This window comes from Actinomadura sp. 3N407 (assembly GCF_052245875.1).
In the GTDB taxonomy this organism is placed as follows: domain Bacteria; phylum Actinomycetota; class Actinomycetes; order Streptosporangiales; family Streptosporangiaceae; genus Spirillospora.
On the sequence record NZ_JBQQBP010000002.1, the window covers coordinates 490,777 to 516,423 of the forward strand.

The 25,647-nt window shown below is 71.3% G+C and carries 29 protein-coding genes, 2 tRNA genes, 1 other RNA gene and 1 pseudogene; 13 read left to right on the top strand and 20 right to left on the bottom strand.

Translation table 11 applies throughout. The features are described from left to right. The first annotated feature begins 50 nt into the window (after positions 1 to 50). Positions 51 to 1,823, top strand: coding sequence for a prolyl oligopeptidase family serine peptidase (locus ACTWPP_RS06360; protein WP_443103134.1), 1,773 nt, complete (start codon positions 51 to 53; stop codon positions 1,821 to 1,823). A gap of 157 nt (positions 1,824 to 1,980) precedes the next feature. Further along, on the top strand, positions 1,981 to 2,940 hold the full coding sequence (locus tag ACTWPP_RS06365) for a hypothetical protein (RefSeq protein WP_443103135.1): 960 nt from the start codon (positions 1,981 to 1,983) through the stop codon (positions 2,938 to 2,940). Between the two features lie 30 nt (positions 2,941 to 2,970). Here ACTWPP_RS06365 and ACTWPP_RS06370 read toward each other — a convergent pair whose 3' ends face one another. The 5 genes from ACTWPP_RS06370 to ACTWPP_RS06390 all read right to left on the bottom strand — a co-directional run bounded on the left by ACTWPP_RS06370 (position 2,971) and on the right by ACTWPP_RS06390 (position 8,533). Then, positions 2,971 to 3,639, bottom strand: coding sequence for a TetR/AcrR family transcriptional regulator (locus tag ACTWPP_RS06370; protein ID WP_443103136.1), 669 nt, complete (start codon positions 3,637 to 3,639; stop codon positions 2,971 to 2,973). Positions 3,640 to 3,846: 207 nt separating this feature from the next. Continuing rightward, positions 3,847 to 4,911 (bottom strand): aspartate-semialdehyde dehydrogenase, encoded by a 1,065-nt coding sequence (locus tag ACTWPP_RS06375; RefSeq protein ID WP_443103137.1) that lies wholly within the window; start codon positions 4,909 to 4,911, stop codon positions 3,847 to 3,849. A gap of 192 nt (positions 4,912 to 5,103) precedes the next feature. Then, entirely contained in the window at positions 5,104 to 6,378 is a 1,275-nt protein-coding gene (locus tag ACTWPP_RS06380) for an aspartate kinase (RefSeq protein ID WP_443103138.1), read from the bottom strand. 222 nt (positions 6,379 to 6,600) lie between these two features. Next, entirely contained in the window at positions 6,601 to 7,080 is a 480-nt protein-coding gene (locus ACTWPP_RS06385) for a pyridoxamine 5'-phosphate oxidase family protein (protein ID WP_443103139.1), read from the bottom strand. A 10-nt stretch (positions 7,081 to 7,090) separates the two neighbouring features. Further along, the gene (locus ACTWPP_RS06390; protein ID WP_443103140.1) at positions 7,091 to 8,533 is read right to left on the bottom strand and encodes an MFS transporter; all 1,443 of its coding nucleotides are present in this window, start codon (positions 8,531 to 8,533) and stop codon (positions 7,091 to 7,093) included. Between the two features lie 91 nt (positions 8,534 to 8,624). On the opposite strand from ACTWPP_RS06390, the gene ACTWPP_RS06395 reads away from it, so the two are divergent. Together ACTWPP_RS06395 and ACTWPP_RS06400 are read left to right on the top strand one after the other, a co-directional pair. Continuing rightward, positions 8,625 to 9,119: a winged helix-turn-helix transcriptional regulator gene (locus ACTWPP_RS06395; RefSeq protein ID WP_443103141.1), complete on the top strand. Its 495-nt coding sequence runs from the start codon at positions 8,625 to 8,627 to the stop codon at positions 9,117 to 9,119. 195 nt (positions 9,120 to 9,314) lie between these two features. Next, positions 9,315 to 9,608: a hypothetical protein gene (locus ACTWPP_RS06400; RefSeq protein WP_443103142.1), complete on the top strand. Its 294-nt coding sequence runs from the start codon at positions 9,315 to 9,317 to the stop codon at positions 9,606 to 9,608. Here ACTWPP_RS06400 and ACTWPP_RS06405 read toward each other — a convergent pair. The 5 genes from ACTWPP_RS06405 to ffs form a co-directional block, all read right to left on the bottom strand. Next, a complete protein-coding gene (locus ACTWPP_RS06405) occupies positions 9,605 to 10,150 on the bottom strand; it encodes a DUF5063 domain-containing protein (RefSeq protein WP_358453004.1) in 546 nt (181 codons plus the stop codon). The two genes, ACTWPP_RS06400 and ACTWPP_RS06405, sit on opposite strands and share 4 nt — an antisense overlap. Continuing rightward, positions 10,143 to 10,742: a recombination mediator RecR gene (gene recR, locus ACTWPP_RS06410; RefSeq protein ID WP_443103143.1), complete on the bottom strand. Its 600-nt coding sequence runs from the start codon at positions 10,740 to 10,742 to the stop codon at positions 10,143 to 10,145. Before recR ends, ACTWPP_RS06405 begins: the two co-directional genes overlap by 8 nt. Before the next feature lie 30 nt (positions 10,743 to 10,772). Next, complete coding sequence (locus ACTWPP_RS06415; protein WP_443103420.1) at positions 10,773 to 11,159, bottom strand: YbaB/EbfC family nucleoid-associated protein; 387 nt, start codon at positions 11,157 to 11,159, stop codon at positions 10,773 to 10,775. 190 nt (positions 11,160 to 11,349) lie between these two features. Then, entirely contained in the window at positions 11,350 to 13,356 is a 2,007-nt protein-coding gene (locus ACTWPP_RS06420) for a DNA polymerase III subunit gamma and tau (RefSeq protein WP_443103144.1), read from the bottom strand. 69 nt (positions 13,357 to 13,425) lie between these two features. After that, an RNA gene (gene ffs / locus ACTWPP_RS06425) (signal recognition particle sRNA small type) lies at positions 13,426 to 13,521 on the bottom strand. Between the two features lie 59 nt (positions 13,522 to 13,580). On the opposite strand from ffs, the gene ACTWPP_RS06430 reads away from it, so the two are divergent. Continuing rightward, positions 13,581 to 13,925, top strand: a complete 345-nt coding sequence (locus tag ACTWPP_RS06430; protein ID WP_443103145.1) for a DUF952 domain-containing protein — start codon at positions 13,581 to 13,583, stop codon at positions 13,923 to 13,925. Positions 13,926 to 13,935: 10 nt separating this feature from the next. Next, positions 13,936 to 14,020, top strand: a tRNA-Ser gene (locus ACTWPP_RS06435). 151 nt (positions 14,021 to 14,171) lie between these two features. On the opposite strand, the gene ACTWPP_RS06440 is transcribed toward ACTWPP_RS06435, so the two are convergent. Then, positions 14,172 to 14,615: a pyridoxamine 5'-phosphate oxidase family protein gene (locus tag ACTWPP_RS06440; protein ID WP_443103146.1), complete on the bottom strand. Its 444-nt coding sequence runs from the start codon at positions 14,613 to 14,615 to the stop codon at positions 14,172 to 14,174. A gap of 242 nt (positions 14,616 to 14,857) precedes the next feature. Between ACTWPP_RS06440 and ACTWPP_RS06445 the strand changes: the two genes are divergently transcribed. Then, complete coding sequence (locus ACTWPP_RS06445) at positions 14,858 to 15,166, top strand: type II toxin-antitoxin system VapB family antitoxin (protein WP_443103147.1); 309 nt, start codon at positions 14,858 to 14,860, stop codon at positions 15,164 to 15,166. Between the two features lie 117 nt (positions 15,167 to 15,283). Here ACTWPP_RS06445 and ACTWPP_RS06450 read toward each other — a convergent pair whose 3' ends face one another. From ACTWPP_RS06450 to upp, 5 genes and pseudogenes are all read right to left on the bottom strand, one after another. Beyond that, positions 15,284 to 16,732, bottom strand: coding sequence for a helix-turn-helix domain-containing protein (locus tag ACTWPP_RS06450; RefSeq protein WP_443103148.1), 1,449 nt, complete (start codon positions 16,730 to 16,732; stop codon positions 15,284 to 15,286). Between the two features lie 406 nt (positions 16,733 to 17,138). Further along, positions 17,139 to 17,636 (bottom strand): annotated as a pseudogene (locus ACTWPP_RS06455) (PH domain-containing protein); the annotation flags it as partial. Between the two features lie 7 nt (positions 17,637 to 17,643). After that, complete coding sequence (locus ACTWPP_RS06460) at positions 17,644 to 17,802, bottom strand: hypothetical protein (RefSeq protein ID WP_443103149.1); 159 nt, start codon at positions 17,800 to 17,802, stop codon at positions 17,644 to 17,646. A 94-nt stretch (positions 17,803 to 17,896) separates the two neighbouring features. Beyond that, positions 17,897 to 18,157, bottom strand: a complete 261-nt coding sequence (locus ACTWPP_RS06465) for a hypothetical protein (RefSeq protein ID WP_443103150.1) — start codon at positions 18,155 to 18,157, stop codon at positions 17,897 to 17,899. 200 nt (positions 18,158 to 18,357) lie between these two features. Further along, a complete protein-coding gene (upp, locus tag ACTWPP_RS06470) occupies positions 18,358 to 18,996 on the bottom strand; it encodes a uracil phosphoribosyltransferase (RefSeq protein ID WP_443103151.1) in 639 nt (212 codons plus the stop codon). A gap of 348 nt (positions 18,997 to 19,344) precedes the next feature. Here upp and ACTWPP_RS06475 point away from each other — a divergent pair, with 348 nt between their 5' ends. The 5 genes from ACTWPP_RS06475 to ACTWPP_RS06495 all read left to right on the top strand — a co-directional run bounded on the left by ACTWPP_RS06475 (position 19,345) and on the right by ACTWPP_RS06495 (position 21,465). Further along, positions 19,345 to 19,560: a hypothetical protein gene (locus tag ACTWPP_RS06475; protein ID WP_443103152.1), complete on the top strand. Its 216-nt coding sequence runs from the start codon at positions 19,345 to 19,347 to the stop codon at positions 19,558 to 19,560. A gap of 154 nt (positions 19,561 to 19,714) precedes the next feature. Further along, positions 19,715 to 20,200: a tRNA adenosine deaminase-associated protein gene (locus ACTWPP_RS06480; protein WP_443103153.1), complete on the top strand. Its 486-nt coding sequence runs from the start codon at positions 19,715 to 19,717 to the stop codon at positions 20,198 to 20,200. Between the two features lie 113 nt (positions 20,201 to 20,313). Beyond that, positions 20,314 to 20,751: a tRNA adenosine deaminase-associated protein gene (locus ACTWPP_RS06485; RefSeq protein WP_443103154.1), complete on the top strand. Its 438-nt coding sequence runs from the start codon at positions 20,314 to 20,316 to the stop codon at positions 20,749 to 20,751. 181 nt (positions 20,752 to 20,932) lie between these two features. Continuing rightward, positions 20,933 to 21,370, top strand: coding sequence for a tRNA adenosine(34) deaminase TadA (gene tadA / locus ACTWPP_RS06490; RefSeq protein WP_443103421.1), 438 nt, complete (start codon positions 20,933 to 20,935; stop codon positions 21,368 to 21,370). A 10-nt stretch (positions 21,371 to 21,380) separates the two neighbouring features. After that, positions 21,381 to 21,465, top strand: a tRNA-Ser gene (locus tag ACTWPP_RS06495). A gap of 55 nt (positions 21,466 to 21,520) precedes the next feature. On the opposite strand, the gene ACTWPP_RS06500 is transcribed toward ACTWPP_RS06495, so the two are convergent. After that, complete coding sequence (locus tag ACTWPP_RS06500; RefSeq protein WP_443103155.1) at positions 21,521 to 22,402, bottom strand: EamA family transporter; 882 nt, start codon at positions 22,400 to 22,402, stop codon at positions 21,521 to 21,523. Continuing rightward, on the bottom strand, positions 22,402 to 23,091 hold the full coding sequence (locus ACTWPP_RS06505; protein WP_443103156.1) for a B3/B4 domain-containing protein: 690 nt from the start codon (positions 23,089 to 23,091) through the stop codon (positions 22,402 to 22,404). Before ACTWPP_RS06505 ends, ACTWPP_RS06500 begins: the two co-directional genes overlap by 1 nt. A 94-nt stretch (positions 23,092 to 23,185) precedes the next feature. Here ACTWPP_RS06505 and ACTWPP_RS06510 point away from each other — a divergent pair, with 94 nt between their 5' ends. Then, a complete protein-coding gene (locus ACTWPP_RS06510; protein ID WP_443103157.1) occupies positions 23,186 to 23,749 on the top strand; it encodes a helix-turn-helix domain-containing protein in 564 nt (187 codons plus the stop codon). Between the two features lie 157 nt (positions 23,750 to 23,906). Here the strand turns inward: ACTWPP_RS06510 and dnaN are convergent, their stop codons facing one another. Both dnaN and ACTWPP_RS06520 read right to left on the bottom strand, forming a co-directional pair. Beyond that, complete coding sequence (gene dnaN / locus ACTWPP_RS06515) at positions 23,907 to 25,055, bottom strand: DNA polymerase III subunit beta (RefSeq protein WP_443103158.1); 1,149 nt, start codon at positions 25,053 to 25,055, stop codon at positions 23,907 to 23,909. Between the two features lie 79 nt (positions 25,056 to 25,134). Then, positions 25,135 to 25,644: a methylated-DNA--[protein]-cysteine S-methyltransferase gene (locus tag ACTWPP_RS06520; protein ID WP_443103159.1), complete on the bottom strand. Its 510-nt coding sequence runs from the start codon at positions 25,642 to 25,644 to the stop codon at positions 25,135 to 25,137. Positions 25,645 to 25,647: the final 3 nt, after the last annotated feature.

Genomic DNA, 25,647 nt, shown 5'->3' on the forward strand with positions numbered 1-25,647 from the left:
GTGGTCGACATGGTGTCGACGGACGTCTCATCGGCCGTAACATCGGGGAGATGGTCGACGACGAACGCTGGAAGGCGCGATTCCGGGCCGCCCGGATGAGCCTGCCCCGATGGGCGCGAGACGCCCCGAGCCACAGCATCTACCGGTCGAACGTCACCGGGACTTGGGAAATCTACACGTGGGACCGTGACACCGGCGTGCAACGTCAGGTGACCGAACGGCCGAACGGCACCTGGATGGGCACCATCGACCCGTCCGGTGAATGGGTGTGGTGGTTCGCCGATACGGACGGCGACGAGTTCGGTGTGTGGAAACGCGTCCCGTTCGACGAGGAGGAGGGGACGGAGAGCGTCCCCGCCGTCCCCGAACTGGAGCCCTCGTACCCGTCCGGGCTGTGCCTTGGCCGGACCGGTCTCGCCGTCGTCGGACGGACGACCGACGAGGGCAACACGATCCACCTGTGCCAGGCCGGCGCGTCGCCCGAGGTGCTCTACCACCATGCGGAGGACGCGCACGTCGCCGCGCTCTCGCGGGGGGAGAGCCTCATCGCGATCGGGCACAGCGAGCACGGCGACAGCCGCCACATGGCCCTCCGCGTGGTGCGTCCCGACGGCGCCACGGTCCGCGACCTGTGGGACGGGCCCGGCAAGGGCGTCTACGGGGCCGGGTTCGCCCCGGTCGAGGGGGACTCGCGTCTCCTCGTCAACCACGAGCGGCGCGGCCGGGACGAGATGCTGATCTGGGACCCGGTCATCGGCACCGAACAGGAGATCGTCCTCGACCTGCCCGGCGAGATCGGCGCCGGCTGGTACCCGGACGGGACGGCGCTGCTGATCTCCCACTCGCACGAGGCGCGCGACGAGCTGTACCGCTACGACCTGTCCGACGAGACCCTCACGAAGATCGCCACACCGCGCGGGGTGCTCGGCGGCGCGGACGTCCGGCCGGACGGGACGGTCGAGTTCTCCTGGTCGTCCGCCGCCGAACCGCCGGTGATCAGGTCGACGTCCGGCGCGGTCGTCCTCACGCCGCCCGGTCCCGTCGCGCCGCCGTCCGTCCCGGTCGAGGACGTGTGGGTCGACGGCCCAGGCGGCCGCATCCACGCGCTGGTCAGCAAGCCGGGCGGCGACCGTCCCCACCCGACGGTGTTCGACGTGCACGGCGGGCCGACCGCGCAGGACGACGACTCGTTCGTCGCGTCCGTCGCCGCCTGGGTCGACCACGGGTTCGCCGTCGTCCGCGTCAACTACCGGGGGTCGACGGGCTACGGGTCGGAGTGGCGCGACGCCATCGAGGGACGTGTCGGGCTCACCGAACTGGAGGACATCAAGGCCGTCCGCGACTGGGCGGTGTCCAGCGGACTCGCCGACCCGGCGCGGCTCGTGCTGACGGGCGGGTCATGGGGCGGGTTCCTCACCCTGCTCGGCGTCGGCACGCAGCCGGGCGACTGGAGCGTCGGCGTCGCGGCCGTCCCCGTCGCCGACTACGTCGCCGCGTACGAGGACGAGATGGAGGGCCTGCAGGCGTTCGACCGGTCGCTGTTCGGCGGCTCCCCCGACGAGGTCCCCGAGCGGTACCGCGAATCGTCGCCGATCACGTACGTCTCGCAGGTGAAGGCGCCGGTGATGGTGCTCGCCGGGGAGAACGACCCGCGCTGCCCCATCCGGCAGATCGACAACTACCTCGCGCGGCTCGACGAGCTGGGCCTCCCGCACGAGGTGTACCGGTACGACGCCGGGCACGGCTCCCTCGTCGTCGAGGAGCGGATCACCCAGATGGCCGCCGAAATCGGCTTCGCCCGGAAGCATCTAGGTATGTCGTGATCTACCCGGGGGCGGGCGAAGGGCCTCGCCCCGCCCCCGGGTTTACAAGATCGAAGGTCGGGCATCCCTCCGACCGGCCGCCAGTGAGCAATGCGATGAGCCGGTAAGGACCCGGCTCGCCCCCCGGCGCTCGAACGTCGTTGATCGGGGGGATCACATGACACGGCTCCAGCACGTCCATGCGCTCGTCCGGCGGGCCGCCGGCCACCGAAAACCCGGGGCGCACGGCCCGGCGTTCCGGCTGACGGCCCTGGTGACCGGACTGGCCATCGCCACCACGACCCTCGCCGTCACACCCGCGCGGGCATCCGCCGCCGGCCCGGCCGCCGGACCCGAGCCACTCCCTCGTTCGGCCTCACCCGCGCCGAGCCGGCTCGCCGCGCTGGCGGCCGCGCCCGTTCCGGACCACCGGTCCGCGTCCGCGGGACGCCTCACGCGTCCGGGACCCGACCTCCCAAGGCCGAACCCCGCCACTCACGAGCCGGCGACTCTCCTCCAGAGCACCGCGCCACGGGACGTCCCGGCCCAGAACACCGCGTCTCCGGGCGTCCCGCCGCAGGGCACCGCGCTCCGGGGCACCGCCGTCCCCGGCACGGAGGCGGAGGGCGCCACACCTCGGAATGCCGCGCCACAGCACGCACCTTCTCAGGGCGCCGCGCCCGAGACCGCCGCCGCCCCTCCGGGCATCCCGCGTCCGGGCGCCGTGCCGCAGGACATCCCCGAGTCGCGGCGCCTGGAGCAGCGGTTCGTCAAGGACATCCTGCGCGGGAACGGCATCCGCTGGCGTTCGACCGGCGGCTGCTCCGACCGGAAGATCAGGACCTGCACGTCGTTCGAGAACATCCGCTGGGGAACGATCAAAGGGCTGATCGGCTTCGCGGAGTCGAGCGGCTGCGCGATCACCGTCACCGGCGGCACCGAACGCGGCCACGCGAGCGGCACCTACAGCCACTGGAACGGCTACAAGGCCGACATCGCGACGGGACGCTGCGTCGACCGGGCGATCAAGCGCTACCCGTCCGCCGGGGTCCGGGGCGACGGCGCCAGGCTCTACCGTTCACCGGACGGCGCCCTGTTCGCCCGCGAAAAAGACCACTGGGACATCACCTTCCGGTGAGCCGCCTGAAGAACGCGGCGGACCGCGCGGTCAGGCGCGGACCTCGCGGATGATGCCGACCAGCTCACGCGTCACCGACTTGAACCCGGGCATGCGCGACATCGACACCATGCGGTTGACGAGCGGGACCGTCCGTTCCACGAGGAGGTACGTCTTGCGGCAACCCGGCGAGCTGTCGTGCACCCAGTACAGGACGATGCCCATCGAGTAGATCCACAGCAGCTCGGGCAGCTCCGCCCGGAACTCCCTGTCGATCTTCAGGTCGGAGCCTTCCACGACCTCGCGGTAGATCGCGACCGCCGACTCGCGGGCCGGGCCCGACTCGGCGCTGAACGGGTTGAGCGGGCTCGTCGGCTCGGCGGCGAACTTGAAGAACTTCCCCGCGAACTCGTGGTAGGGGACCATCGTGTCGACACGGGCCCTCAGCACGCCCAGCAGCCGCCGCGCGAACTCCGTCTCCGCGTCGAGGACGGCCCGGCAGGCCGCGAGGTGCTCGTCCTGCAACTCGTCGTAGTACGCCTGGATCAGCTCTTCCTTGGAGCCGAAGTAGTAGTAGGCGTTGCCGACCGAGACGCCCGCCTCCTTGGCGATCGCCCGCATCGTCGTCGCCTCGTATCCGCGTTCCCTGAACAGCCGCAGCGCCGTCTCGACGATCAGGGACCGCGTCTGCTCGGACTTCACGGCCTTCGTCTCGGTCACGCATGCCACCCTAAAGCCCGCCACGCCGTCGTGCTCATCCTGAGAAGGCCGCCGAGAGCGGCGGGCGCCGCGGCCCGGCCTCCCCGGCCGTTCTGCCCGGACGCCTCCGCCGCCATGCGGCTCCCGGCGCCGGGACCCGGCCGGACGCCGGCCGCGATCCACAGTGTCCGGCCCGACGACCCTGGGCTTGGCCGTCCGGGAGCGGTGTCAGGGATTGAGCTCGGCGGCGACGAGCTCGGCGATCTGCGCCGTGTTCACCGCCGCGCCCTGGCGCAGGTTGTCGCCGCAGAGGAACAGATCGAGCGCCTGCGGGTCGTCGAGCGACCGGCGGACGCGTCCCGCCCATGTCGGGTCGGTGCCGACGACGTCGGACGGTGTCGGGAACTCGTGCGTCTCCGGGTTGTCGCACAGCACCACACCGGGTGACCTCGCGAGGATCTCCTGCGCCTCCCGCTGGTCGGTCCGCTCCTCGAACACCGCGTGGACGGCCATCGAATGCCCGGTGATCACCGGGACGCGGACGCAGGTCGCCGACACCTTCAGCCCCGGCAGCCCGAGGATCCTCCGGGTCTCGTCCCTGATGCCGACCTCGTCGGACGTCCAGCCGCCGTCCTCGTGCGTCCCCGCCCACGGCACGACGTTCATCGTGAGCGGCGCCGGGAACGGGCCCAGGTCACCGACCACGCCGCGGATGTCGCCCGCCCGGTTGCCCAGCGCGCGGTCACCGCCGACCTTCTCCATCTGCGCGTACAGCGTGTCGAGGCCGTGCCGGCCCGCCCCGGACGCCGCCTGGTAGGACGCGACGACCAGTTCCCGCAGCCCGTACCGCCGGTGCAGCGCACCGATCGCGACGATCATCGCCAGCGTCGTGCATCCCGGACCCGCGACGATGCCGCGTGGACGCTCCCGCACCCGCGCGGGGTTCACCTCGGGGACGACGAGCGGAATGTCCGGGCTCATCCGGAACACCGGGGAACCGTCGACCGCCACCGCCCCGCGCGCCACCGCGACCGGCGCCCACTCCTCCGCGACCGACGCCGGGACGGCGAAGGTCGCTATGTCGACATCGTCGAAGACCTCGGGGGTGAGCGCGACCGCCTCGGCGCGCTCGCCGCGCACCCGCAGCATCCGCCCGGCGGAACGTTGCGAACCGACGAGCCTGATGTCCCCGTACACGTCCCGGCGGGTGGACAGCAGGTCGAGCATCACCGCCCCGACCGCCCCCGTCGCGCCGACGACCGCGAGAGTCGGCGGCCCGGAAGTCGAGCCCATCGTCGCACTCACATCCTCTGAACTACCGCTGCCCGCGACCGGTTCCCGGACGCATGCTGCCACCGTCCCGGGAATCCGGTTGCGTCACATGACGCGCCCGGACACACGATCCGCGGCACCCGGGTGCGCGGACCGGCGCACCAAGGCCGCGCGGACCGGGGTGTCCCCGGCCCCGCGCGGCCCTCGCGGAAGTCAGCGGCCCGTGCCTCCGTAGACGACGGCCTCGACCTGCTCGGCGTCGAGGTCGAACGCGTGGTGCGCCGCGGCGACCGAGGTGTCGACGTCGTCCTGGGCGACGACGACGGAGATGCGGATCTCCGAAGTGGAGATCATCTCGATGTTGACCCCGGCCTCGGCGATCGCGCCGAACAGCTTGGCCGTGACACCGGGGTGCGAGCGCATCCCCGCGCCGATCAGCGAGACCTTGCCGATCCGGTCGTCGTAGCGGAGCGACTCGAACCCGATGCGGTCCTTCAGCTTGTTGAGGGCGGTCAGCGCGGTCTGCCCGTCGGTGGACGGCAGCGTGAACGAGATGTCGGTGCGTCCGGTGGACGCCGCCGACACGTTCTGCACGATCATGTCGATGTTGATCTCGGCATCGGACAGCACCGTGAAGATCGCGGCGGCCTCACCGACCTTGTCCGGGACCCCCACCACGGTGATCTTGGCTTCGCTCCGGTCGTGGGCGACGCCGGAGATGATCGCCTGCTCCATGTCGTGTCCTTCGATCTCGCTGCTGTCGACGACCCAGGTGCCTTCCATCTGACTGAACGAGGACCGCACATGGATCGGGATGTTGTAGCGGCGCGCGTACTCCACGCAGCGCAGGTGCAGGATTTTCGCACCGTTCGCCGCCATCTCCAGCATCTCCTCGTAGGAGATCTTCGGAATCTTGTGGGCGGCGGGCACGATGCGCGGGTCGGCGGTGAAGACGCCGTCGACGTCGGAGTAGATCTCGCAGACGTCGGCGTCCAGCGAGGCCGCCAGCGCGACCGCGGTGGTGTCGGACCCGCCGCGGCCGAGCGTGGTGATGTCCTTGGTGCCCTGCGAGACGCCCTGGAAACCGGCCACGATGCAGATCGAGCCTTCGTCCAGCGCGGTCCGGATCCGTCCCGGCGTCACATCGATGATCTTCGCTTTCCCATGCGAGCCGTCGGTGATCACACCCGCCTGGGAGCCGGTGAACGAGCGGGCCTCGTGGCCCAGGTTCGCGATGGCCATGGCGAGCAGGGCCATCGAGATCCGTTCGCCCGCGGTGAGCAGCATGTCCAGCTCACGGCCGGGTGGCAGGGGGCTGACCTGCTTGGCCATATCGATGAGGTCATCCGTCGTGTCACCCATGGCGGACACCACGACGACGACGTCGTTGCCCGCCTTCTTCGTTGCGACGATGCGCTGGGCGACCCGCTTGACGCCTTCGGCGTCGGCGACGGAGGAGCCACCGTACTTCTGCACGACAAGAGCCACGAGTGGGCGCTCCTCGAATCGGGGTCAGGCGTACCGAACGAAGAGTCTACCGAGCCGCACCTAATGGATTACGGCCAGGTAACTCGCATGGCCGTGGTATGTCCGTATCGACGGCCGTCACGATGGCGGCGGGAAGGGCGGCGGCGCCCCCCGGACGATCAGTCCAGGCCGGGTGCGATGACCGCGCCCGGCAGAGCGGTTCGGGCTCTGCCGGGCGGCGTGTCAGGCGGATTTCCAGATCCTGCTGCGGAGGTCGGTGCCACGGATGACCTGGACGCGCCACGGCGACAGCCGCAGGACGTGGAGTCCGGGGTCGGAAGGGCCCTCCCGCCAGAAGCGGCCGAGGTCGTAGCCGGCCCCCGGCGGGCTGGTCTCCGCGTAGAGGCGCCAGACGTGCCGCTTCGTCTCCGCGTCGTCGACCCACTCGGCGACCGTGTCGACGTTGACCGCGTTCTGCCGCGGCGTCCAGTAGGAGAACGTCGTGTGCGGATTGCCGGCCAGGTGCGCGGCCTTCACCGGGGTCTTGTACGTGGCAAGCCATCCGACAGGGTGACCGTCGACGTGTTCCCACACGGGGATCAGGACCCGGGCGCGGGGACGCCCCTTGGAGTCGACGGTCGTCATGGTGGCGTAGACGATGTCACCGATGTAGGCGTCGAAATCGTCCCGGATCTCGGAAAAGGTGTCCACGATCGTCGTCATCTTCGGGCTCCTAAGCAGTGATCTTGATGGCTTCGCCGGCCGGTTCGGCCGCCTTCGCGGCACGGGCGCGGAGACCGAACGCGGTGATCGCGGCGGCCGCGAGCGCGGCCACGAAGGGAACGGTCAGCGCGATCCGGAGGGCGTCGAGGCCCGCGCCCCGGGATCCGTCGCCGCCCAGCGCCGCGACCTGGACGGCGGTCACGGCGGAAAGGCCGAGCGCCGTGCCGAACTGGATCGCGGTGTAGAACAGGCCGCCCGCCAGGCCGTGTTCGCTCTCGTCCACACCTTCCGTGGCGGCCATCGTCAGCGGGCCGTAGGCCAGTGCGAACGCCACCCCCAGCAACCCCATGATCGGGAACATGGTCGCATAGGCCCAGTCGAGGCCGACCGGCAGGAACAGCCCGTACGCCACGGCGGCGAGGACGAGGCCGCCGAGCAGGACGCGCAGGTTGCCGAAGCGATTCACCAGACGTGGTGTCAGTGTCGGCGCGAGGACGGTGTCGATGCCGAGGACGAGCATCGCCAGGCCGGTCTGCCAGGTCGTCCAGCCGCGGAGTTCCTGCAGGTACAGCGTCATCAGGAACTGGAATCCCGCGAAGGCGCCGATGAACAGGAGCGCGCTCAGATCGGTCCGCACCAGAGCGGCGGAGCGGAGGATGCCGAGCCGGACGAGCGGGTTCGCGGCCCTGTGCTCGATCGCGACGAACGCGGCGAGGAGCACCAGCCCGCCGGCGAAGACGGCCACGGTGAGCGCGGCGCCGTCCCCGGGCCGTTCCAGCCGGACGACGCCGTACGCGAGCAGCAGCATCGCGCCGGTGATGCTGAACGCGCCCACGAGATCGAAGCCGCCCGACAAGCCCCGGGGCCTGGCGGCCTCCGGCTCTTTCACCAGCACGATCGCCGCGGCCAGGAGCAGCGCCGCCAGGATGACCGGTGCGAAGAACACCCAGCGCCAGCCGATCGCGGTCAGCAGCCCGCCGGCGACCAGCCCGAGCGTGAAGCCGCCCGCGGCCGTCCCCGCGTAGACGCCGAGCGCCCTGATGCGCGCGGGCCCGGCCGGGAACATGGCGGTGACGAGCGCGAGCCCTGCCGGGGCCATGAACGCCGAGGCGACACCGGTGACGAACCGGGCGGCCAGGAGCATCCAGCCGCTCGTGGCGAACCCGCCGAGCCCCGAGAACAGCAGGAAGACCACCAGCCAGAAGAGGAAGACGCGGCGGTGGCCCAGCAGGTCGGCGGTGCGCCCGCCCAGCAGCATGAACCCGCCGTAGCCGAGCACGTAGGCGCTGATGACGCCGCTGAGCATCCCGGTCGACAGCCCCAGGTCCGCCCGGATCGACGGCAGCGCGACGTTGAGCATCGCGACGTCGATGCCCTCCAGGAAGACCGCGCCGCACAGCACGAGCAACTGCGCCCAGGCACGTCTGTCCATGTGGGCTGCGGATGTGGGCATGAGCCGGCTCCTGTCGGAGGAGGGCCGGTTCCCCTGATGGACGCCGGTTCCCTCTTGTTACCGACAGCATCGTCAGACACTATTGGGAAGCATGGAAGACGGAACTTTCGCGTCCCCTGGTTACTGCGGAGTTACCGCCGCCGACGAGGACGTCCTGCAATGGCACACGCGCAACGACTGCGAGGTCCGGCAGATCCTGGAGCGCGTCGCGGACAAGTGGTCGCTGCTGATCATCGCGTTGCTGGACCAGCGCTCACTGCGGTTCACCGAGCTCCGCCGCCGGATCGACGGCATCAGCCAGCGGATGCTCGCCAGGACGCTGCGGCACCTGGAGCGGGACGGGCTGGTCAGCCGTACCGTGTACCCGACCGTCCCGCCGCGCGTGGACTACGCCCTCACGCCCATGGGCGCGACCCTGCACGAGACGATCCGCTCCCTGGTCACCTGGACCGAAGAGCACCAGAACGCGATCGCCGCCTCCCGCGCCGCGTACGACGCCCGCGTCCGAGCCGAGAAGGAAGCGGCGGAGCAAGAGGCCGCCGAACGCGACGCCCTCGCCCACGAAGTCCTCACCGGCCACCGCTGACCGCTCCGTCCCATCAGGCGGCCTGACACATCACGTCGTCCCCGCAACGGTGGCCGCAGATCTTCTCAGCGGACCACCAGGAACCGGGGCAAAGCGTCTACGTAGCGGCAGGGTTGGCGGGGTGCCGTGGTTCATCTCGTCCACCGGTGATCCGCCGCGTCCCCCGATCGGGCGTGTGCGGGTACGACCGAGCTGATGGGAGAGCTGATGGCCGAGCTGCCCAGGGTCCGCAGGGGACCACTGGACTCGTTGTACGCGGCGCTGCGGCGGCGTGCACCGCAGATGTCCGCGACGCGTCCCGGGGAGGGCGAGGACGGGTTGCGCGTCGCGTACCGGGGACAGACGGCGCAGGTCGTATGGGACGCCGACCTCGAACTGTACGCGTGGGGCTCCGAAACGGGCGGGCAGATCGGCCCGGACGTCGAGAAGGCGGCGGAGCTGATCGCGTGGGCGATGGGCGCGCCCGCCGGTCCCGGGGCGTCCGGCTAGGCGGTGGCCGCCTCGGGGGCGACGTCCAGGCGGGCGTTGGCGACGAAGGCGTGCAGGGCGCGCAGAGCCGCACCGGCGTGGTTGCCCCAGTGGTTGAAGTAGGAGTACTGCCACCACCAGAGAGCTTCCAGGGGACGGTCCTGGTTGTAGTGGCGCAACCCGTGGACGAGGTCGCTGGCGACGTCGACCAGGTCGTCCGACAGGCGGTAGGACGTGGGCTCGGTGTCCTTGTACGGGTCGAACACCTCGACGTACTCGTCCAGGGCCACGAGCCGCTCGGACAGGCCCTGCCGGACGGCGTCGAGGTCGGGGTCGTCGCCGACCTCGGGCTCCCAGTTGTCCGGGAGGATCACGTCGGCGCTGGCGCCGAGCTGCGCGCCGGCCAGGATGACCTGCGACACCTCAAGGAGAAGCAGCGGGATGGTGTGCGTACCGCCGTCGCCGCGTGCGACGGCCTCCAGTCCGTTCAGGTAGTTGTCGACGTGGCACGCCACGCGTTCGGCGAGGGCGTTCCAGTCCTGCGGGCTGTTGGTGTCAGACATCGAGCAGCCTCCGTCCTTCGAATGCGCGGCCCAGCGTCACCTCGTCGGCGTATTCGAGGTCGCCACCCACCGGCAGGCCGCTGGCCAGACGGGTGACGGTGAGGCCCATGGGCTTGACGAGCCGGGCGAGGTACGTCGCCGTCGCCTCGCCTTCCAGGTTGGGGTCGGTGGCGAGGATCAGCTCGGTCACCGCCCCGTCCGCGAGGCGCTGCATCAGCTCGCGGATCCGCAGGTCGTCCGGGCCGACGCCCTCGATGGGGCTGATCGCGCCGCCGAGGACGTGGTACCGGCCGCGGAACTCGCGGGTCTTCTCGATCGCGACGACGTCCTTGGACTCCTCCACGACGCAGATGACGTGCGGGTCGCGGCGCGCGTCACGGCAGATCCGGCATTCCTCTTCTTCCGCGACGTTCCCGCACGTCCCGCAGAAGCGGACCTTGTCCTTGACCTCCTTGAGCGCCTTGCCGAGACGTTCGACGTCGGCAGGGTCGGCGGCCAGGAGGTGGAAGGCGATCCGCTGCGCGCTCTTGGGGCCGACGCCGGGCAGCCTGCCCAGCTCGTCGATGAGGTTCTGGACCACCCCTTCGTACAACGGACCCCTCCTTTCTCTCTGCCGGCCGGCTCAGGCGCCGGAGCCGGAGCCGCCGCCGAGGCCGGGGAAACCGCCGGGCAGCCCGCCGCCCCCGCCGAGACCGGGAAGGCCGCCTCCGCCGCCGAGGCCCTCGGCGAGCGGTCCCATCTTCTCCTGCTGCAACTGCTGCGCCTCGCGGCCGGCGTCGCGGATCGCGGCCAGCACCAGGTCGGCGATGGTCTCCGCCGTGTCGGCCGGGTCGTCGGTGTCGACGGCCTTCGGGTCGATCGACAGCCCCGTGACCTCGCCCTGCCCGTTGACCGTCGCGGTGACGAGCCCGCCGCCGGCGGTGCCCTTCACCTCGGCCTCCGCGAGCTCGCGCTGCGCGCTGAAAAGCTGCTCCTGCATGGCCTGCGCCTGCTGGAGCAGTTCCTGCATGTTCAACTGACCACCGGGTTCCACGGTGCACTCCCTCTTCCGGCCCCCCGAGAGGGCCTTCTCTCTGGCGCTCCGCCAGCCACCGGATGTCCGTCCCACGAGACTACGGGTTAGCGGCGCCCCGCCGTAAGTACGGGCGCCGGTGTGCCCATTCGTGAAGATCTCGGGGCGGGGGCGGTTCCGCGTCCCGCTAGTTCGCGGACGAGTTGTCGATCTCGCGGATGATCTGACCGCCCAGCTCACGCTGGATGAGCGCCATCCCGCTCATCTCCGCCTCGGCGCCGTCGGCGTCGGCGTCGCTCTCCGGGTCGACCTCGTCGCTCTCGTCCACCGGGGTGGGTCCGGGCGGCGGCGGAGGCTCGTCGGGAGGCGGCGGAGGCGGCTCCGGGGTCGCTTCGGCCCTGGGGGCGGGCGGCCCGGCGGTCGGCTGGGCGGTCGGCCGCGGCCGTTGCTGTGGGGCCGGGTTCGGTGTGGCCGCCGTACCGAACCCGCCGTTAGGGCCCGGGCGGGCGGGCGGTGGCCCGGCGGGTGCGCCCCCGACGACGGTTTCGATCCGCCAGTCGACGCCCATCCGTTCCTTGAAGACCTCGCGGATGACGGTGTCGCGGCCCCCGTTGACGAAGCCCAGGCGGCGTCCCTCGGCGTCGAACCCCAGGGTGAGGACCTTCCCGTCGAGCGAGACCGGCTGCACCCCGGACATGATGACCATCCAGGTGGCGCGGCTCTTCTGCTTGACGGCCTCGACGACGTCCGGCCAGAGCCGCTGCACGGTGGAGAAGTCCATCCCGTCGGCGGCGGGAGACGGGCTCGGCGCCGGACTCGGCGGCGGCTCGGCGGGACGTTCCCGCGCGGGGGGACGTTCCGGCGCGGGAGGCGGAGAAGGCCGTTCGGGCGGACGGGGAGCCTGCTCGGCCGGAGCCGGAGCCGGAGTTGGAGCCGGAGCCGGAGCCGGGGTTGGAGCCGGGGGCGGCTGCGGCGCGGGAGCGGGGGCCGGGGGCGGTGCGGTCGCCGGAGTCGTCCCGCCCGCGAAGCCGCCTTGGGAGGCCTGCCGTTCCAGGCGGTCGAGGCGGGCGAACATCGACGCCTCGTCCTCGTATGCGGCGGGCAGCAGGATCCGCGCGCAGATCAGCTCCAGCAGCAGCCGCGGAGACGTGGCGCCGCGCATCTCGGTGAGGCCGGTGTGCAGCAGATCCGCCGCGCGGGTCAGCTCACCCGGCCCGAGCGAGGACGCCTGGCGCCGCATCTGCTCCAGTTCGTCCGGCGGGAAGTTCAGCAGCCCGGACCCGCCCGCCTCGGGGACGTTCGACAGGATCACCAGGTCGCGGACGCGTTCCAGCAGGTCGGCGGTGAAGCGGCGGGGATCCTGGCCGCTCTCGACGACCCGGTCGACGGCGGCGAAGACGGCGGCGCCGTCGCGGGCCGCGAACGCCGCGATGACCTCGTCCAGGAGCGCGGAGTCGGTGTATCCGAGGAGGGAGACGGCCCCCGCGTACGTGATGCCGTTCTCGTCCGAACCGGCGAGGAGCTGGTCGAGGATCGACAGGGTGTCGCGCGCCGAGCCGGCGCCCGCCCGGACCGCCAGCGGCAGCGCCGACGCCTCGTACGGGACGTCCTCCGACCGCAGGATCTCCTCGACGAGCTCGGTGAGGACGCCGGGCGGGATCAGCCGGAACGGGTAGTGATGCGTCCGGGACCGGATCGTCCCGATGACCTTCTCCGGCTCGGTCGTCGCGAACACGAACTTCAGGTGCGGCGGGGGTTCTTCGACGAGCTTCAGCAGCGCGTTGAAGCCCTCCCGGGTGACCATGTGCGCCTCGTCGATGATGTACACCTTGAAGCGCGCCGACACCGGGGCGAAGAAGGCCCGTTCCCGCAGGTCGCGGGCGTCGTCGACACCGCCGTGGGACGCGGCGTCGATCTCGATCACGTCGATGTGCCCGGTTCCGGTCGGGCCGAGGGCGACGCACGAGTCGCACTTGCCGCACGGGTCGGGGGTCGGCCCCTGTTCGCAGTTCAGCGAGCGGGCGAGGATGCGGGCGCTGGACGTCTTACCGCAGCCGCGCGGGCCGCTGAACAGGTACGCGTGGTTGATCCGGCCGTTGCGCAGTGCCTGCTGCAGGGGCTCGGCGACGTGCTCCTGGCCCTTCAGCTCGGCGAACGTCGCTGGCCGGTACTTGCGGTACAGAGCCAGACTCATCGGGGAGCCGCCCTCCCTCGAGAAGCAGAGCGTCAGACGCGGTGTCCCTGGGACGCGTGTCCCTTTAAATCAAGGGACCCCCCGCACACCCGCCAGAGCCTGCTTATCCTTGCTGCCTTCCGGCCCTGGGGAGGTTCACAGGGTGACGCCATGCGAGGGGTCTGCCCAAGAGTCTATGGCATTCCCCGCCCAGGATCGCCACGCTTCCGCGTAGTCTCCGCCTCATGTCCGCCCCGACGCACGGCACGCTCCTGCACATCGCCGAACGAACCCACTGGGACGCCGCCCGCGACACGGGAGTGTCGTACACCATGTCGACGCTCGGGCGGACACTCGGCGAGGAGGGCTTCGTCCACTGCTCGTCCGACATGGCCCAGGTGGACGGGGTCCTCGGCCGCTTCTACACGGGTGTTCCCCGGTCAGACCTGGTTCTGCTGGTCATCGACGTGTCCCGGCTGGACGCCCCCGTCCGCTACGAATCCGCGGGCGGCGAGGTCTTCCCCCACGTCTACGGACCGATCCCGGTCTCCGCCGTAATTGATGTCAGGTCACTGCCCGGGAACCGGTAGGCTTCCCCGTGGAGGATTCGCCTAGTGGCCTAGGGCGCACGCTTGGAAAGCGTGTTGCGTGCAAGCGCTCGCGAGTTCGAATCTCGCATCCTCCGCTCGCCTGACAGGCGCGACGTTGAGAGGGCGGCACCCAGCGGTGCCGCCCTCTCGTGCTTCCACGGCTGGGTTGCCTGCCTCAGAAAGGCGTCCTTCAGACTCGGCCGTCTTCGGTGACCTGTTCTTCGTCCGGCTCCTCGTGAGCCCGGCTCAGTAGGAGCGGACGCGGGTCGGCGTCACCCGGATCGCGGTCGAGAACTCGGCGAAGACCTCTTCTGGGGTCATGCCCACCTCGTTCATCGTCTCCAGATGTTTCTCCAGGTACGCGGAGACCTCGGCCTCGCTCACCGGCGCGAGCCCGCCCGGCGGTGCGTGGTCGAGTTCGGCGACGCCCTCGACGGTGAGGACGCTGTGGTCCTCCGAGCCGGTGTCGAGATCCAGGTGCAGCGCGACCCTGGCGTTGCCGCGCAGGTTGCGGACCTTCGGAGTGCCGGGCGCACTGATGATCAAGAACGTGGTGCCGTTCCACACATACCCCACGGGCGACGTCTGCGGCTGCCCGTCCGGCGTCACGGTCGTCAGCCAGATCACCGTTTCCTCGCGGAGCCGCGCCTCGGCGCGGTCCGCCCGCTCACCTTCGAGATCGAGAAACATGTAACCATCATAAGGCTTATGAAGGTGTTTGCACGGCCCGCTCCCCAGTCAATTCGATTCTCCGGTCCGCTGCGCCGAGGCCGGCGCGCGGCGGGCATGGGGCGAACGTGCGCTCGCCCGCCGGTACTTACTGACGAAGCCGTTGAGCTGGGAGGTAACTGGTTTACCAGTGGTGGCAAGTAGAGTGACGCATGTTGTTGCGCTGCCTTCTCCACGTCACGCCGACGCCGTAGACTCGAAGTGTGATCTTCAAGGCGGTGGGTGAGGGAAGGCCCTATCCCGAGCACGGACTCTCGTCCCGGGACTGGGCCAAGATCCCGCCTCGCCAGGTACGTCTCGACCAGCTCGTCAGCACCAAACGCGAGATGGACCTTCAGTCGCTCCTGTCGAAGGACTCCACGTTCTACGGGGACCTGTTCCCGCACGTGGTCCAGTGGCAGGGCGAGATGTATCTGGAGGACGGCCTGCACCGGGCGCTCCGGGCCGCGCTTCATCAGCGGCAGGTTCTGCACGCGCGCGTCCTGGACCTGGACGCCGTCGACATGAGCTGATCAACGGCCGGTCCCATCGGTGGCCCCGGCCATCACCGGCCTCTGGCCACTCCCGGAAACGCCCTGGTCAGAGACACCACAGCGGGCGGGGCGGCCGGGCCGGCCGACGCGTCCGGGTCAGACGCGTCCGAGGTCGCGGTTGGCCGCCTGGGGGCGGGCCGCGCGGAGACCGGCGGCCTCCAGCGCCTTCCGGTAGGCGGTCGCGGCCCCCTCCGGGTCGTGGACGAGTTCCAGCAGCTCACCCAGTTCCCTGAGCAGATGCGCCGCCGGACGGCCCATGGGCAGCGTCGCCAGCTGTTCCGACGCGGCGCGCAGAACGACTTGGGCGGCCATCCGGTCTCCTTGGGCGACGCGTGCGCGCGCGAGGACGAGACGGGCCAGGACGGTCTTCTGCGTACGTGCGGCGAGGTCGTTGCCAGGCTGCGGGGTCACGGGATGGGTGCGCGTCGGGGGGGCCAGGGCCATGCCTGTGTCGAGGAACTGCTCCAGGGTGGCGATGGCGTCGTCCAGTTCGCCGATGAGGACGAGCGCACGAGCCTTCGCGATCGTCCTCTCCGTGGCCTCGGCACCGTCGAGATTGGTCGTCCCTTGCAGCAGGTCGAGCGCCTCCTGCGCGGCCTCACGAGAACCCTCGGCACGCGGACGTTCGAAACCGTATTCTCCGGCGGGCACGGCACCGGACGGCGCGGCGGCCGAGAACGGCATGACGCCCCTGAGCAGCGCCTTGGCGGCCGCAAGGGCCAGCCGTTCGCGAGCCTGCACCGGGCTGGTGTCGGTGCGGACGGCCAGGGCCTGGTCGGCGAAGTACAGCGAGTCGCCGATCGTTCCCTCTTCAAGGGCTCGCATGCTGGCCCGCTGGTAGTGGACGCTTGTCGGCTCGTCCCCGGAACCCTCCGGGTGCAGGAGCCGCCGCCCGAGGTCGTGCGCGCGCGCCGGATCGGAGCGATCCACGTAGGCGAGCAGCAGAATCCGCCCGACCTCGGTGTACTCCTCGCCCACGCCGAGCCCGAGATGGTGCAGCCGCGCGACGGCGCGCTCGCCGAGCGCGATGGCCTGCCCCAGGTCGCCGACCGCGTGGTAGCAGCGGGCCAGCGCGATGACCGGCGGCAGCCAGCTCGCGCGGCCCGGGTCACGTTCGGCCTGCTCACGCAGCTCCTCGAAGAGCGCGATCGCGTCGTCGGTGCGGCCCAGTTCCTCCAGGGCGCGGGCACGGCCCCAGCGCGCGCGGGCCGTCAGGTCGGGATCGTCGCTGCGGGCGATCACTTCGTCGAAGCCGGCCTCGGCCGTGACCGGGTCGCCGCGCAGCAGCGCCAGATGCGCGTGACGTTCCCGTACTTCGAGGTGGGCGCGCTGCTCCGGTTCGACGCCCTCGGCGAGGTACTCGGGCGTGCAGCCGAGACGCTCGGCCAGCATGCGCAGAACGGTGGGCGTCGGGGTGCGCTTGCCCGACTCGATCAAAGAGATGTAGCTGTCGGAAAGGTCGTGACCGGCGAGCTGTGCCTGCGACAAGCGTCTGGTCAGCCGCAGGTTGCGGACACGTTCGCCGACGTTGCCTGGACCCGGCATGTGGACTCACTTAGCGGAAGTAAACAGGCGGCTGGGGTGCCGACATGATTGCACATTGCGGGTTATCGCACATCGAGAGTAATGAAGCGGCAAGTGAAGAGATCGGCTGGTCGGGCCCCGCCCGGCCCCGCGCGCACGCTGCTGCAACGCCGTGGCGCGCCGGTTGCGGCCGGTGGATCCCCCGGCGATCGCGACGCCTGTCACCCTCGGAAGGTATCCGACCATCCACGCAAGATCATAAAAACCACCGATATTGATCAGCCCGCCGCGTTTAACGGCTAGTGGAGCCGGTTCAGACCTGCTCGTCCGGCCCCGGAGCGGCGGGGACGTCGTCCGCCTCGACCGTTTCCTTCGGGCGGCGCGGCGGCGGAGGCGGGGGGAGCGTCTTCTCCTCGGGCGCCGGATTCTTGTTCGGGAAGATCATTTCGCAGACTTCGAGGTAGAGCTGCTCGGGGTAGGGCAGGTAGTCCACGTTGGTGAGCGCCTGGTCCTGGCCGGCGGACTCCAGGATGAACTCCCCGTAGCCGAGCATGCGGCCCGCGATCGTCCGCTTGAAGCTCATGTCCGTGACCTTGGCCAGCGGCATCATCGCGACCTTGCGGGTGATCAGCCCCGTGGTCAGCAGCATCCGCTGGTTGGTGATGACGAAGTAGTCGACGGACCATTCCGCGACCCGCCACACGAACCAGCCCAGCAGGATCAGCCAGCCCCACCAGATCCAGGTCATGGCGGCGGTGACGGTGTTGCTCAGCACGCCGGCGACGATCAGGCCGCCGAGGACGAGACCGACCGGGACCATCAGCACGGCCGGATGCCGGCGCACCGTGATCACCTGGTTCTCGTGGGGGAGCAGGTACTTGTTCACCGAGGCCGGCGCGGAGTCGCCGGGGGTCACGAGTCTCATGGCGGCCTCAGGCCAGCGCGTTGACGAAGGTGGCGAGGGAGCCGGCGGCGGAGGCGATGCCGCCGGCGGCGCTGTGCACCGACTGCGCCGCGCCGGACGGCTGCTTGATCACGTAGAACGCCACGAAGGCCACCGCGGCCCACGTCATGTACTTTTTTGCGGGCACGGCTGCCTCCCGGAGCGTTGACCCACGGACCCCGGTTCAGTTTCGCACAGCCCGCACGACCGGCAAAGCAAGGCCTATGGCGCGTTGTCGACGCCTATGGTGCGTTGTCGAGCGACGAACGGCGCGCCCGGCGGCGTTTCTCGGCCGCGACGGTCGCGAGCACCTCCAGGTGCCTGCGCGCGATCCGTTCCACGAGATCGGGCGGTGCCGACCCCGTGACCTCCTCGGCGCCGTGCCTCGCGGCGGAGACGCACCGGTCCACCGTGTCGGCGGCGTGCACCCCGTCGAACTCCTCGGTGAGCCTCTCGCCGATCGCCGTGTAGCGCGGCAGGTCGCCATCCCCTAGGTGAGCCATCACACGTCCTCGATCGAGCTCGCTCGCACCGCCCGGTCCGTAGCGGTCCCCCTGTGCCGGGGCGGCGGAGAGGAACGCGCACCGGCGCTCCGTAGCGCCTTCGTACCCTCCGCCGGAGGGAACGAACATCCCAGGTCAGGTCGGCATTCGAATCGTGATGGCGTGCATGGTCGGCGGATCGCCGGGGGACGGCCGGCGGGTCAGACGACGCCGTAGAGCCGGTCTCCGGCGTCCCCGAGGCCGGGCATGATGAAGCCCTGCTCGTTGAGGTGGGAGTCGATCGCGGCCGTGACGACCCGGATGGGCGCCGAGATGTCGGAGAACGACTGCTCCAGGTACTTCAGCCCCTCCGGGGCGGCGAGCAGGCAGATCGCGGTGACGTCGTCGGCGCCGCGGTCGAACAGCAGCCGGACGGCGGCGGCGAGCGTCCCGCCGGTCGCGAGCATCGGGTCGAGGACGTAGCACTGCCGGCCGGACAGGTCGTCCGGCAGCCGCGTCGCGTACGTCTGCGCCTGCAGCGTGCCCTCGTCCCGGATCATCCCGAGGAAGCCGACCTCGGCGGTGGGCAGCAGCCGCGTCATGCCGTCCAGCATCCCGAGGCCGGCGCGCAGGATCGGCACGACGAGCGGCTTCGGGCTCGCGAGCTGGACGCCCTGCGCCGGGACGAGGGGCGTCTGGACGGTGGCGTCCGCGACCCGGACGTCGCGGGTGGCCTCGTAGGCGAGCAGGGTGACCAGCTCGTCGGCGAGGCGGCGGAACGTGGGGGAATCGGTGCGGACGTCCCGCAGCGTGGTGAGCTTGTGCGCGACGAGCGGGTGATCGACGGCGAGGGTCTGCATGCGCTCACCGTAGCCCACCGTCCGCGATCGGCCGGACCTCGCCGAACCTGGATAGGACGCCGCTGAGCTGGGCAGTATGGCGGTATGAACAGCGAAAGCGATCACCAGCCGGAAGGTCCGGCACGGGCCCGGGAGTCCGTGCCCGACCCACCCGAGCCGCCGGCTCCCCCGGGTGGGGCCGGTGGGCCGCCGGGCTCGCCCGGACGTGACGCCGCGGTGCCCCCCGAGGCCGCGGTTCCGCCTCCCGAAGCCGTGACGCCGCCTCCCGGTCCCCCCGCCTCCGGCGATCCCGCCGCTCCCGCTCCCGCTCCCGCCTCCGAGGACGCGCCGGTGTCGGCCGGGTACCCGGTGACCGATGTCACAGCCGAGCAGGACGGCCGGCCGCGCCCCGGCCCCCAGGGCGACATCTCCCCCGAGCAGGTGCGCGAGCATCTGCGGCGCCGGGCGATCTTCCTGCGCGAGCTGGCCGAGGCCCGTGAGCTGCGCCGCCGGGTGACGCCGCACAGGTCGCGGCGCGCACGGATTCACGCGCAGCTGCGCCGCCGCACCTTCCGTATAAATTGACGCGGATCCAATAGGTTCTTCCGCTGGGCACCGGATTGCAGCACTGACTCCCGGTCTCACGCACGGGTGCGGCGCCCAGTTTGGCGTTGATGCACGCGCGGGCCCGCCGCATCTGGGACCATGCCCAGGCAAGAGACGCGCCGGTGGGGTGGAAATGACGGATGTTGACGCGACGGACTTCGCCGTCGTGGTGTACCGGGAAGACGAGGGCTGGGAGGCCGAGATCCTCCCGGTCGCGTTGACCGAGGACCTCGCGGGGCTGATCCATGCCCTGCGCCAGCAGCCGAGCCTCGGCGGCACGGTCGGGCTGGTCTCGGTCGGCGACGACTTCTTCGTGGCGATCCGCCTGCTCGGCGACGACGTCATGGTGTTCCTGTCGGACGTCACGGCCTCGGTCGACTGGCCGCTGGCCGGCCAGGTCCTCGACTACCTCGACATCCCGATCCCCGACGACGAGGAACTCGACCAGGTCCTCCCCGTCGGCGACATGTCGATCTTCGCCGATCTCGGGCTGGACGAGATGGAGCTCGGCGCCATCTCCGGCGACCTGGAGCTCTACCCGGACGAGATGCTGCTCAGCATCGCCGGCCGCATCGGCTTCGCCCCCGCCTTCGAACGCGCCATGGACGCCATCGTCTGACGACGCCCCGGGCACGGCCATCCGGACGAGACAGACACATTGCCGGGAATTGGAGCGATCCCGCAGCCGCTGGGGGCTGTGACCCGGGCAAGCCCGTGGGTCACAATTGACACGTGTCCTACTTCGCCGCCGTGTTCGCGCAGACCCCGGAGGGCTGGGTCGGCACCGAGGCCGTGCTCGCCGAGGCCGACCACGTCGACGACGTCGCCGACCTGATGAGGGAGGCGGCCGTCGAGACCTACGGCGACCCGGTCGTGCTGCTGATCGAGCAGGACGACGACTGGTTCGCGGTCGTCCGGCTGGACGGGCAGGACGAGCCGCGCGCCTACGTGTCCACCGTCCGCGAAGACCGGCTCGGCTCGCTGTTCCAGCAGCTCGTCGGCGAGGTCCCGGACGGCGACCCCGGCGGCGACCCGGCCCTCCTCGAAGACCTCGGCCTCCCCGCCAAGCAGCTCGGCGACCTCGGCGACCGCGCCCTGCCGGGCGACGCGCTGCTCACCGTCGCCGAACACGCCGGCTTCGGCGAGGAGTTCGACCGCCTCCGTGACTGACCCGCGCCCCGCCGACCGGCAACCCTCACCGGAAGCCGGAACCGGCACGCCACGGCCCCCGTCCGAGCCGCTGACGGCCGAGCCCGCACGGCCGGACGAGCCCGGACCGCAAGGCGAAACCGAGCCGGTCGCGGAGATCGGCGTGTCGGGCGATGCCGTGGTCGCGGGGTTCGAGGCGCCGATGCGGCGGGCGCTCGGGGAGGCCCGCAAGGCGTTCGAGGACGGGGAGATACCGGTCGGGGCCGTCGTGCTGGACGGAGCGGGCGACGTCATCGGGGCGGGCCGCAACGACCGTGAGCGGTCCTGCGACCCGACCGGGCATGCGGAGATCGTCGCGATGCGGGAGGCGGCCGCCGCCCTCGGGGAGTGGCGGCTGTCGGGCTGCACGCTCGTCGTGACCCTGGAGCCGTGCACGATGTGCGCCGGTGCGTCCGTCCAGGCCCGCCTGGACCGGGTCGTGTACGGCGCCGTCGACCTGAAGGCGGGCGCGGTCGGGTCGCTGTGGGACGTCGTCCGGGACCGGCGCCTCAACCACAGGCCGGAAGTCGTCGCCGGAGTGCTGGAGGACGAGTGCGCGGCCCTGCTAACCGAGTTCTTCACGCGCCGCAGAGTCAGGTAGGCTCTCCCGCGGTGGTGTCGCCTAGTGGACGAGGGCGCACGCCTCGAAAGCGTGTGAAGGGCAACCTTCCGTGGGTTCGAATCCCACCACCACCGCATAGCCAAGGGCCGCAACCCGAAACCGGGTCGCGGCCCTTACTCGTTCTGCGTATCAGCCCACCGTGACCAGGGCCACGCCCGCTACGGCTACGCCCATGCCCACGCGCTGGATGACGCGCAGACGCTCGCTGTAGGCGATGCGGGCGAGCAGGACGGTGATCGCCGGGTAGAGGGACGTGAGGACGGCGGCGAGGCTGAGCATGCCGCTGTGGGCGGCGAGGAAGTAGAGCACGTTCGCGCCCGCGTCCAGAGTGCCGGACAGGAGCGCCAGGCCGATCAGCGTCCGCCCGGACACGCGGGGGCCGAGGTCGCCGCCGCGGAACACCAGGAACAGCAGCGCCACCGCGACGATGACGAGGTTGCCGACGCGTGCGCCGACGATCGGCCACAGCCCGGTGCCGTCCCCGGCGGCCTTCAGCAGGATGAAGAAGACCCCGAAGCAGGTCCCGGACACCCCGGCCATGGCGGGGCCCGAGTCCAGCAGCCGCCGCCATCCGGACGCGCCCGGCCCGGCGTTCTCCGCGCCATCGCCGGCCTCCATGCTGACCAGCCCGATCGCGACGAGGCACAGCAGGACACCGGCGAGGACGGACGCGTCCAGCCGCTCGCCCAGCGCGACGCCGACGGCGACGGGGAGGACCGCGGCGGCCAGCGCGGACACGGGCGCCACCACGTTCATCGGCCCGCGCGCGAGCGCCCGGTAGAACGTGATCAGGCCCGCGCCGCCGCTGAGCCCGGCCGCGAAGCCCCAGGCCATCGGGCCGGGGGACGCGGTGCCGCCGGCGAGCAGCGCGGACACCAGGACGACCGCGAGGCCGATCGGAACGCACCAGGTCAGCGCCTTCAGCGCCGTCGACTTGCGGGCCACCGCGCCGCCGAGGAAGTCCGCCAGCCCGTAGGCCAGGGCCGCGCTCAGCGCCAGAGCAGTGACCATCACCGCCCGCCGATCAGCCGGCTCGCGATCCGGACGTCCGGCGCGATCACCCGGAGCCGCCCGGCGAGCCGGTCGCCCGCCTCGGCCAGCCGGTCCAGCGGGTACGGCTCAAGGCGTTCGAGCAGGAAGAGGCCGTTCTTCGTGGTCTCCGTCAGCCGTGTGCGGACGCACTGCCGCCAGTTCCAGCGCCGGCAGGTCACGCCCGCGTCGTCGCGCCAGACGACCTCGCCGGCGTTCGGGTGCTCCACGGCCGGCTCGCCGCCCGCGACCACGTCGAACGGCTCGTCGCCCGTGGCCCTGACCAGCCGCGCCGCGCCCTGGTACGCGTCGAGGTCCTCGCCGCCGATGGGCAGCGCGTACTCGACGCTGACCGCGTTGTAGGCGTCCACGACCTTGTTGATGGACGGGAGCGCGCCGGAACGGCGGAGCAGGGCGTCCACCGACGGCCGGGTCCGCTGCGGCTTCGCCCCGAACGCCCGGTACGCGTCGCGCCACGCCTCCACGTGCGGGTCGCCGGCGTCCGCCTTCCCGGCCGCCTCGGCCAGCCAGCCCTCCGACTCCTGATCGCCGGGTCCGTTCGCCAGCCCCTCGGCGGTCATGACGAGCACGGCGAAGTCGGGACGCAGTTCCCGCACGGCCTCATCCACAACGACCCGCTCCAGCATCTCCAAACCCCTCCGGACGGTCACTTTAATGATATGGAGATATCATCATACCGACCGGCCGTGCGTACTGCCCACCGGATGGGATCGTGGGGGCGGACGTTTCGGAACTGGAGGGCGATTGAGCGAGCAGGGTGCGATCGGGGAGGCCGTGGCGCGGACCGTCCGGGCGCTGCGGGCCGGGCACGGGTGGAGCCTGGACGAGCTGGCGGGCCGGGCCGGGGTGAGCAAGGGCGTCCTGGTCGGGCTGGAGCAGGGGCGCGGCAACCCGAACCTGGGGACGCTCATCCGGATCTCCGACGCGCTCGGTGTGCCGCTGACGCGGCTGGTGCAGGTGGAGGAGGAGCCGCCGGTCCGGATGTTCCGGCCGGAGCGGCATGTCGTGCTGTGGCAGGGCGAGAACGGCGGGACGGGGACGCTGCTGGCCGGGAGCGACCCGAGGCCGTCGCTGGAGCTGTGGCGGTGGGAGCTGCAGCCGGGGGAGACGCGGGAGAGCGACGCGCACGTGCCCGGCACCAAGGAGATCGTGTACGTGCAGCGGGGGACGCTGACCCTCGGCGTGGACGGCCGGACCGATCTCGTCGAGGAAGGCGCGGCCGCCGTGTTCGTCGGCGACCGGCCCCACTCCTACGGCAACGCGGGCGCCCGGGAGGTCCACTTCGTCCTGGCCGTCCTCGACCTCTGACCGGGAGCACCGGCTCTGCCCGGACGCGCCGACTATGGCCGGGGGAGCGTTGGCTATGGCCGGCCGGGGAGACCGGGGCCTTCGGCCCCTGCGCCGCTGCTGAGCGCGCGGTGAGCCGAGCCCGGAGAGATCGGCGGGCCCGGCGGGCGAAGCGGGGTCAGGAGGTCAGGCGGACGGGCATGGCGAGGTAGCGGTAGCCGGTGTCCGACGCCTCGTCGGGGGCCTCCTCGTCGTCCTTCTTGTCGGGGATGGCGGTGAGGAGGGCGGCCTTGGCGGGGTCGGAGCATTCGAGGCGGGCGTACTCGGTGTCGATGCCGGCGAGGCCGTCCAGGAGGTACTGGGGGGCGAACGCGATGTCGATGTCGTCGCCGGTGAGCTGGGCGCCGAGGCTCTCGTTGGCGCGGGCGGAGTCGCCGGTGGCGGCGCGGATGCGGACCTCGTCGGCGGTGAAGGCCAGCCGGATCGGGGTGCCGCGCTCGGTGACCAGGGCGGCGCGCTTGATCGCCTCGACGAACGGGGCGACGCGGATCTCGGCGACGGACGACCAGGTGCCGGTGAGCCGGGACCGGTAGTTGATGTACTGGTCGTCCAGGAGGCGGCTGGTCATGCTGCGGCCGCCGCCGGAGACGCCGATGAGGGTGTCGGCGGTGCCGCCGAGGTCGATGGCGACGTCCTCGCCGCGCTTGATCGCCTTGGCGGTGTCGGCGAGCGTGCGGGCGGGGACGACGACGCCGGCGGTGAAGCCGGGGTCGGCGGGGGACCAGGTCAGCTCGCGGGCGGCGATGCGGTAGCGGTCGGTGCAGGCGAGCCACATCGTGTCGCCCTCGATGTCGATCCGGACGCCGGTGAGCATCGGGAGGGTGTCGTCGCGTCCGGCGGCCGGGGTCACCTGGGCGACGGCGGTCGCGAACAGGTCGCCGGGGACGGTCCCGGCGCGGGCGGGCGGCTCGGGGAGGGTGGGGTAGTCCTCGACGGGCAGCGTCAGGAGGCCGAACTCGGCGGGCCCGCAGCGGACCACCACCTCCGAGCCCTTCGTGAAGATATCCACAGGCTGTGGAGGAAGGTTCCGGACGATGTCCGACAGGAGCCGCCCGGGGACGAGGACGCGGCCCGGTTCGGTGACGGTCGCCTCGTCCTTGGCGCGGGCCGAGACCTCGTAGTCGAACCCGGCCAGGGTCAGCTCGCCCTGGTCGGTGACCTCGATGAGCATGCCCGCGAGGACGGGGAGCGCGGGGCGTGCCGGCAGCGTCCGCGCGGCCCACGCCACGGCGTCGGCGAGTGTCTGGCGGTCGACTCGGAACTCCACCTTGATCCGCCTTTCGGGCGACTGCTCGACGGGCCGGGGACGGCCATGACAGGCACGTTATCCCCAGGCCCTGACAGTTCTAGAAAAGGGCGTTCTGGGCGGCGTGGGTCTTGCGTTCGAAGTCGAGGAGGTAGCGCTTGCGGTCGAGGCCGCCGCCGTAGCCGGTGAGGTCGCCGGTGGAGCCGATGACGCGGTGGCAGGGGACGATGACGCTGATCGGGTTGCGTCCGTTGGCGAGGCCGACGGCACGGGACGCGGACGGCTTGCCCAGCTCGGTGGCGAGCTGGCCGTAGGTCGCGGTCTCGCCGTAGGGGATCTCTTGGAGCAGCCCCCAGACGCGTTGCTGGAAGGGCGTTCCGCGAAGGGTGAGCGGGAGGTCGAACTCGGTCAGCTCACCGGCGAAGTACGCGGAGAGCTGTTCCGCGACGGTCGCGAAGGGGTCGGTGTGCGGATCGCCAGGGGCGCCGAAGGTCTCCGCAGGCGGACGGTGCCGCTGCATGTCCATGTGGAGGGCGGACAGGGCGCCGTCCAGGGCCACCAGCGTGAGCGGGCCCACGGGGCTGTCCACGACGACGTGCGTGGGGTTCATGAA

What these genes read in the sequence shown, in the direction of transcription:
- ACTWPP_RS06520 (WP_443103159.1), bottom strand. Translation starts at nt 25,644, where the DNA reads ATGAACCCCACGCACGTCGTCGTGGACAGCCCCGTGGGCCCGCTCACG.
- tadA (WP_443103421.1), top strand. Translation starts at nt 20,933, where the DNA reads ATGCGGCGGGCGCTCGGGGAGGCCCGCAAGGCGTTCGAGGACGGGGAG.
- ACTWPP_RS06440 (WP_443103146.1), bottom strand. Translation starts at nt 14,615, where the DNA reads ATGTTTCTCGATCTCGAAGGTGAGCGGGCGGACCGCGCCGAGGCGCGG.
- ACTWPP_RS06390 (WP_443103140.1), bottom strand. Translation starts at nt 8,533, where the DNA reads ATGCCCACATCCGCAGCCCACATGGACAGACGTGCCTGGGCGCAGTTG.
- upp (WP_443103151.1), bottom strand. Translation starts at nt 18,996, where the DNA reads ATGCAGACCCTCGCCGTCGATCACCCGCTCGTCGCGCACAAGCTCACC.
- ACTWPP_RS06415 (WP_443103420.1), bottom strand. Translation starts at nt 11,159, where the DNA reads ATGCAGGAACTGCTCCAGCAGGCGCAGGCCATGCAGGAGCAGCTTTTC.
- ACTWPP_RS06480 (WP_443103153.1), top strand. Translation starts at nt 19,715, where the DNA reads ATGACGGATGTTGACGCGACGGACTTCGCCGTCGTGGTGTACCGGGAA.
- ACTWPP_RS06430 (WP_443103145.1), top strand. Translation starts at nt 13,581, where the DNA reads ATGTCCGCCCCGACGCACGGCACGCTCCTGCACATCGCCGAACGAACC.
- ACTWPP_RS06450 (WP_443103148.1), bottom strand. Translation starts at nt 16,732, where the DNA reads ATGCCGGGTCCAGGCAACGTCGGCGAACGTGTCCGCAACCTGCGGCTG.
- ACTWPP_RS06365 (WP_443103135.1), top strand. Translation starts at nt 1,981, where the DNA reads ATGACACGGCTCCAGCACGTCCATGCGCTCGTCCGGCGGGCCGCCGGC.
- ACTWPP_RS06395 (WP_443103141.1), top strand. Translation starts at nt 8,625, where the DNA reads ATGGAAGACGGAACTTTCGCGTCCCCTGGTTACTGCGGAGTTACCGCC.
- ACTWPP_RS06375 (WP_443103137.1), bottom strand. Translation starts at nt 4,911, where the DNA reads ATGGGCTCGACTTCCGGGCCGCCGACTCTCGCGGTCGTCGGCGCGACG.
- ACTWPP_RS06500 (WP_443103155.1), bottom strand. Translation starts at nt 22,402, where the DNA reads ATGGTCACTGCTCTGGCGCTGAGCGCGGCCCTGGCCTACGGGCTGGCG.
- ACTWPP_RS06420 (WP_443103144.1), bottom strand. Translation starts at nt 13,356, where the DNA reads ATGAGTCTGGCTCTGTACCGCAAGTACCGGCCAGCGACGTTCGCCGAG.
- ACTWPP_RS06400 (WP_443103142.1), top strand. Translation starts at nt 9,315, where the DNA reads ATGGGAGAGCTGATGGCCGAGCTGCCCAGGGTCCGCAGGGGACCACTG.
- ACTWPP_RS06405 (WP_358453004.1), bottom strand. Translation starts at nt 10,150, where the DNA reads ATGTCTGACACCAACAGCCCGCAGGACTGGAACGCCCTCGCCGAACGC.
- ACTWPP_RS06385 (WP_443103139.1), bottom strand. Translation starts at nt 7,080, where the DNA reads ATGACGACGATCGTGGACACCTTTTCCGAGATCCGGGACGATTTCGAC.
- ACTWPP_RS06360 (WP_443103134.1), top strand. Translation starts at nt 51, where the DNA reads ATGGTCGACGACGAACGCTGGAAGGCGCGATTCCGGGCCGCCCGGATG.
- ACTWPP_RS06465 (WP_443103150.1), bottom strand. Translation starts at nt 18,157, where the DNA reads ATGGCTCACCTAGGGGATGGCGACCTGCCGCGCTACACGGCGATCGGC.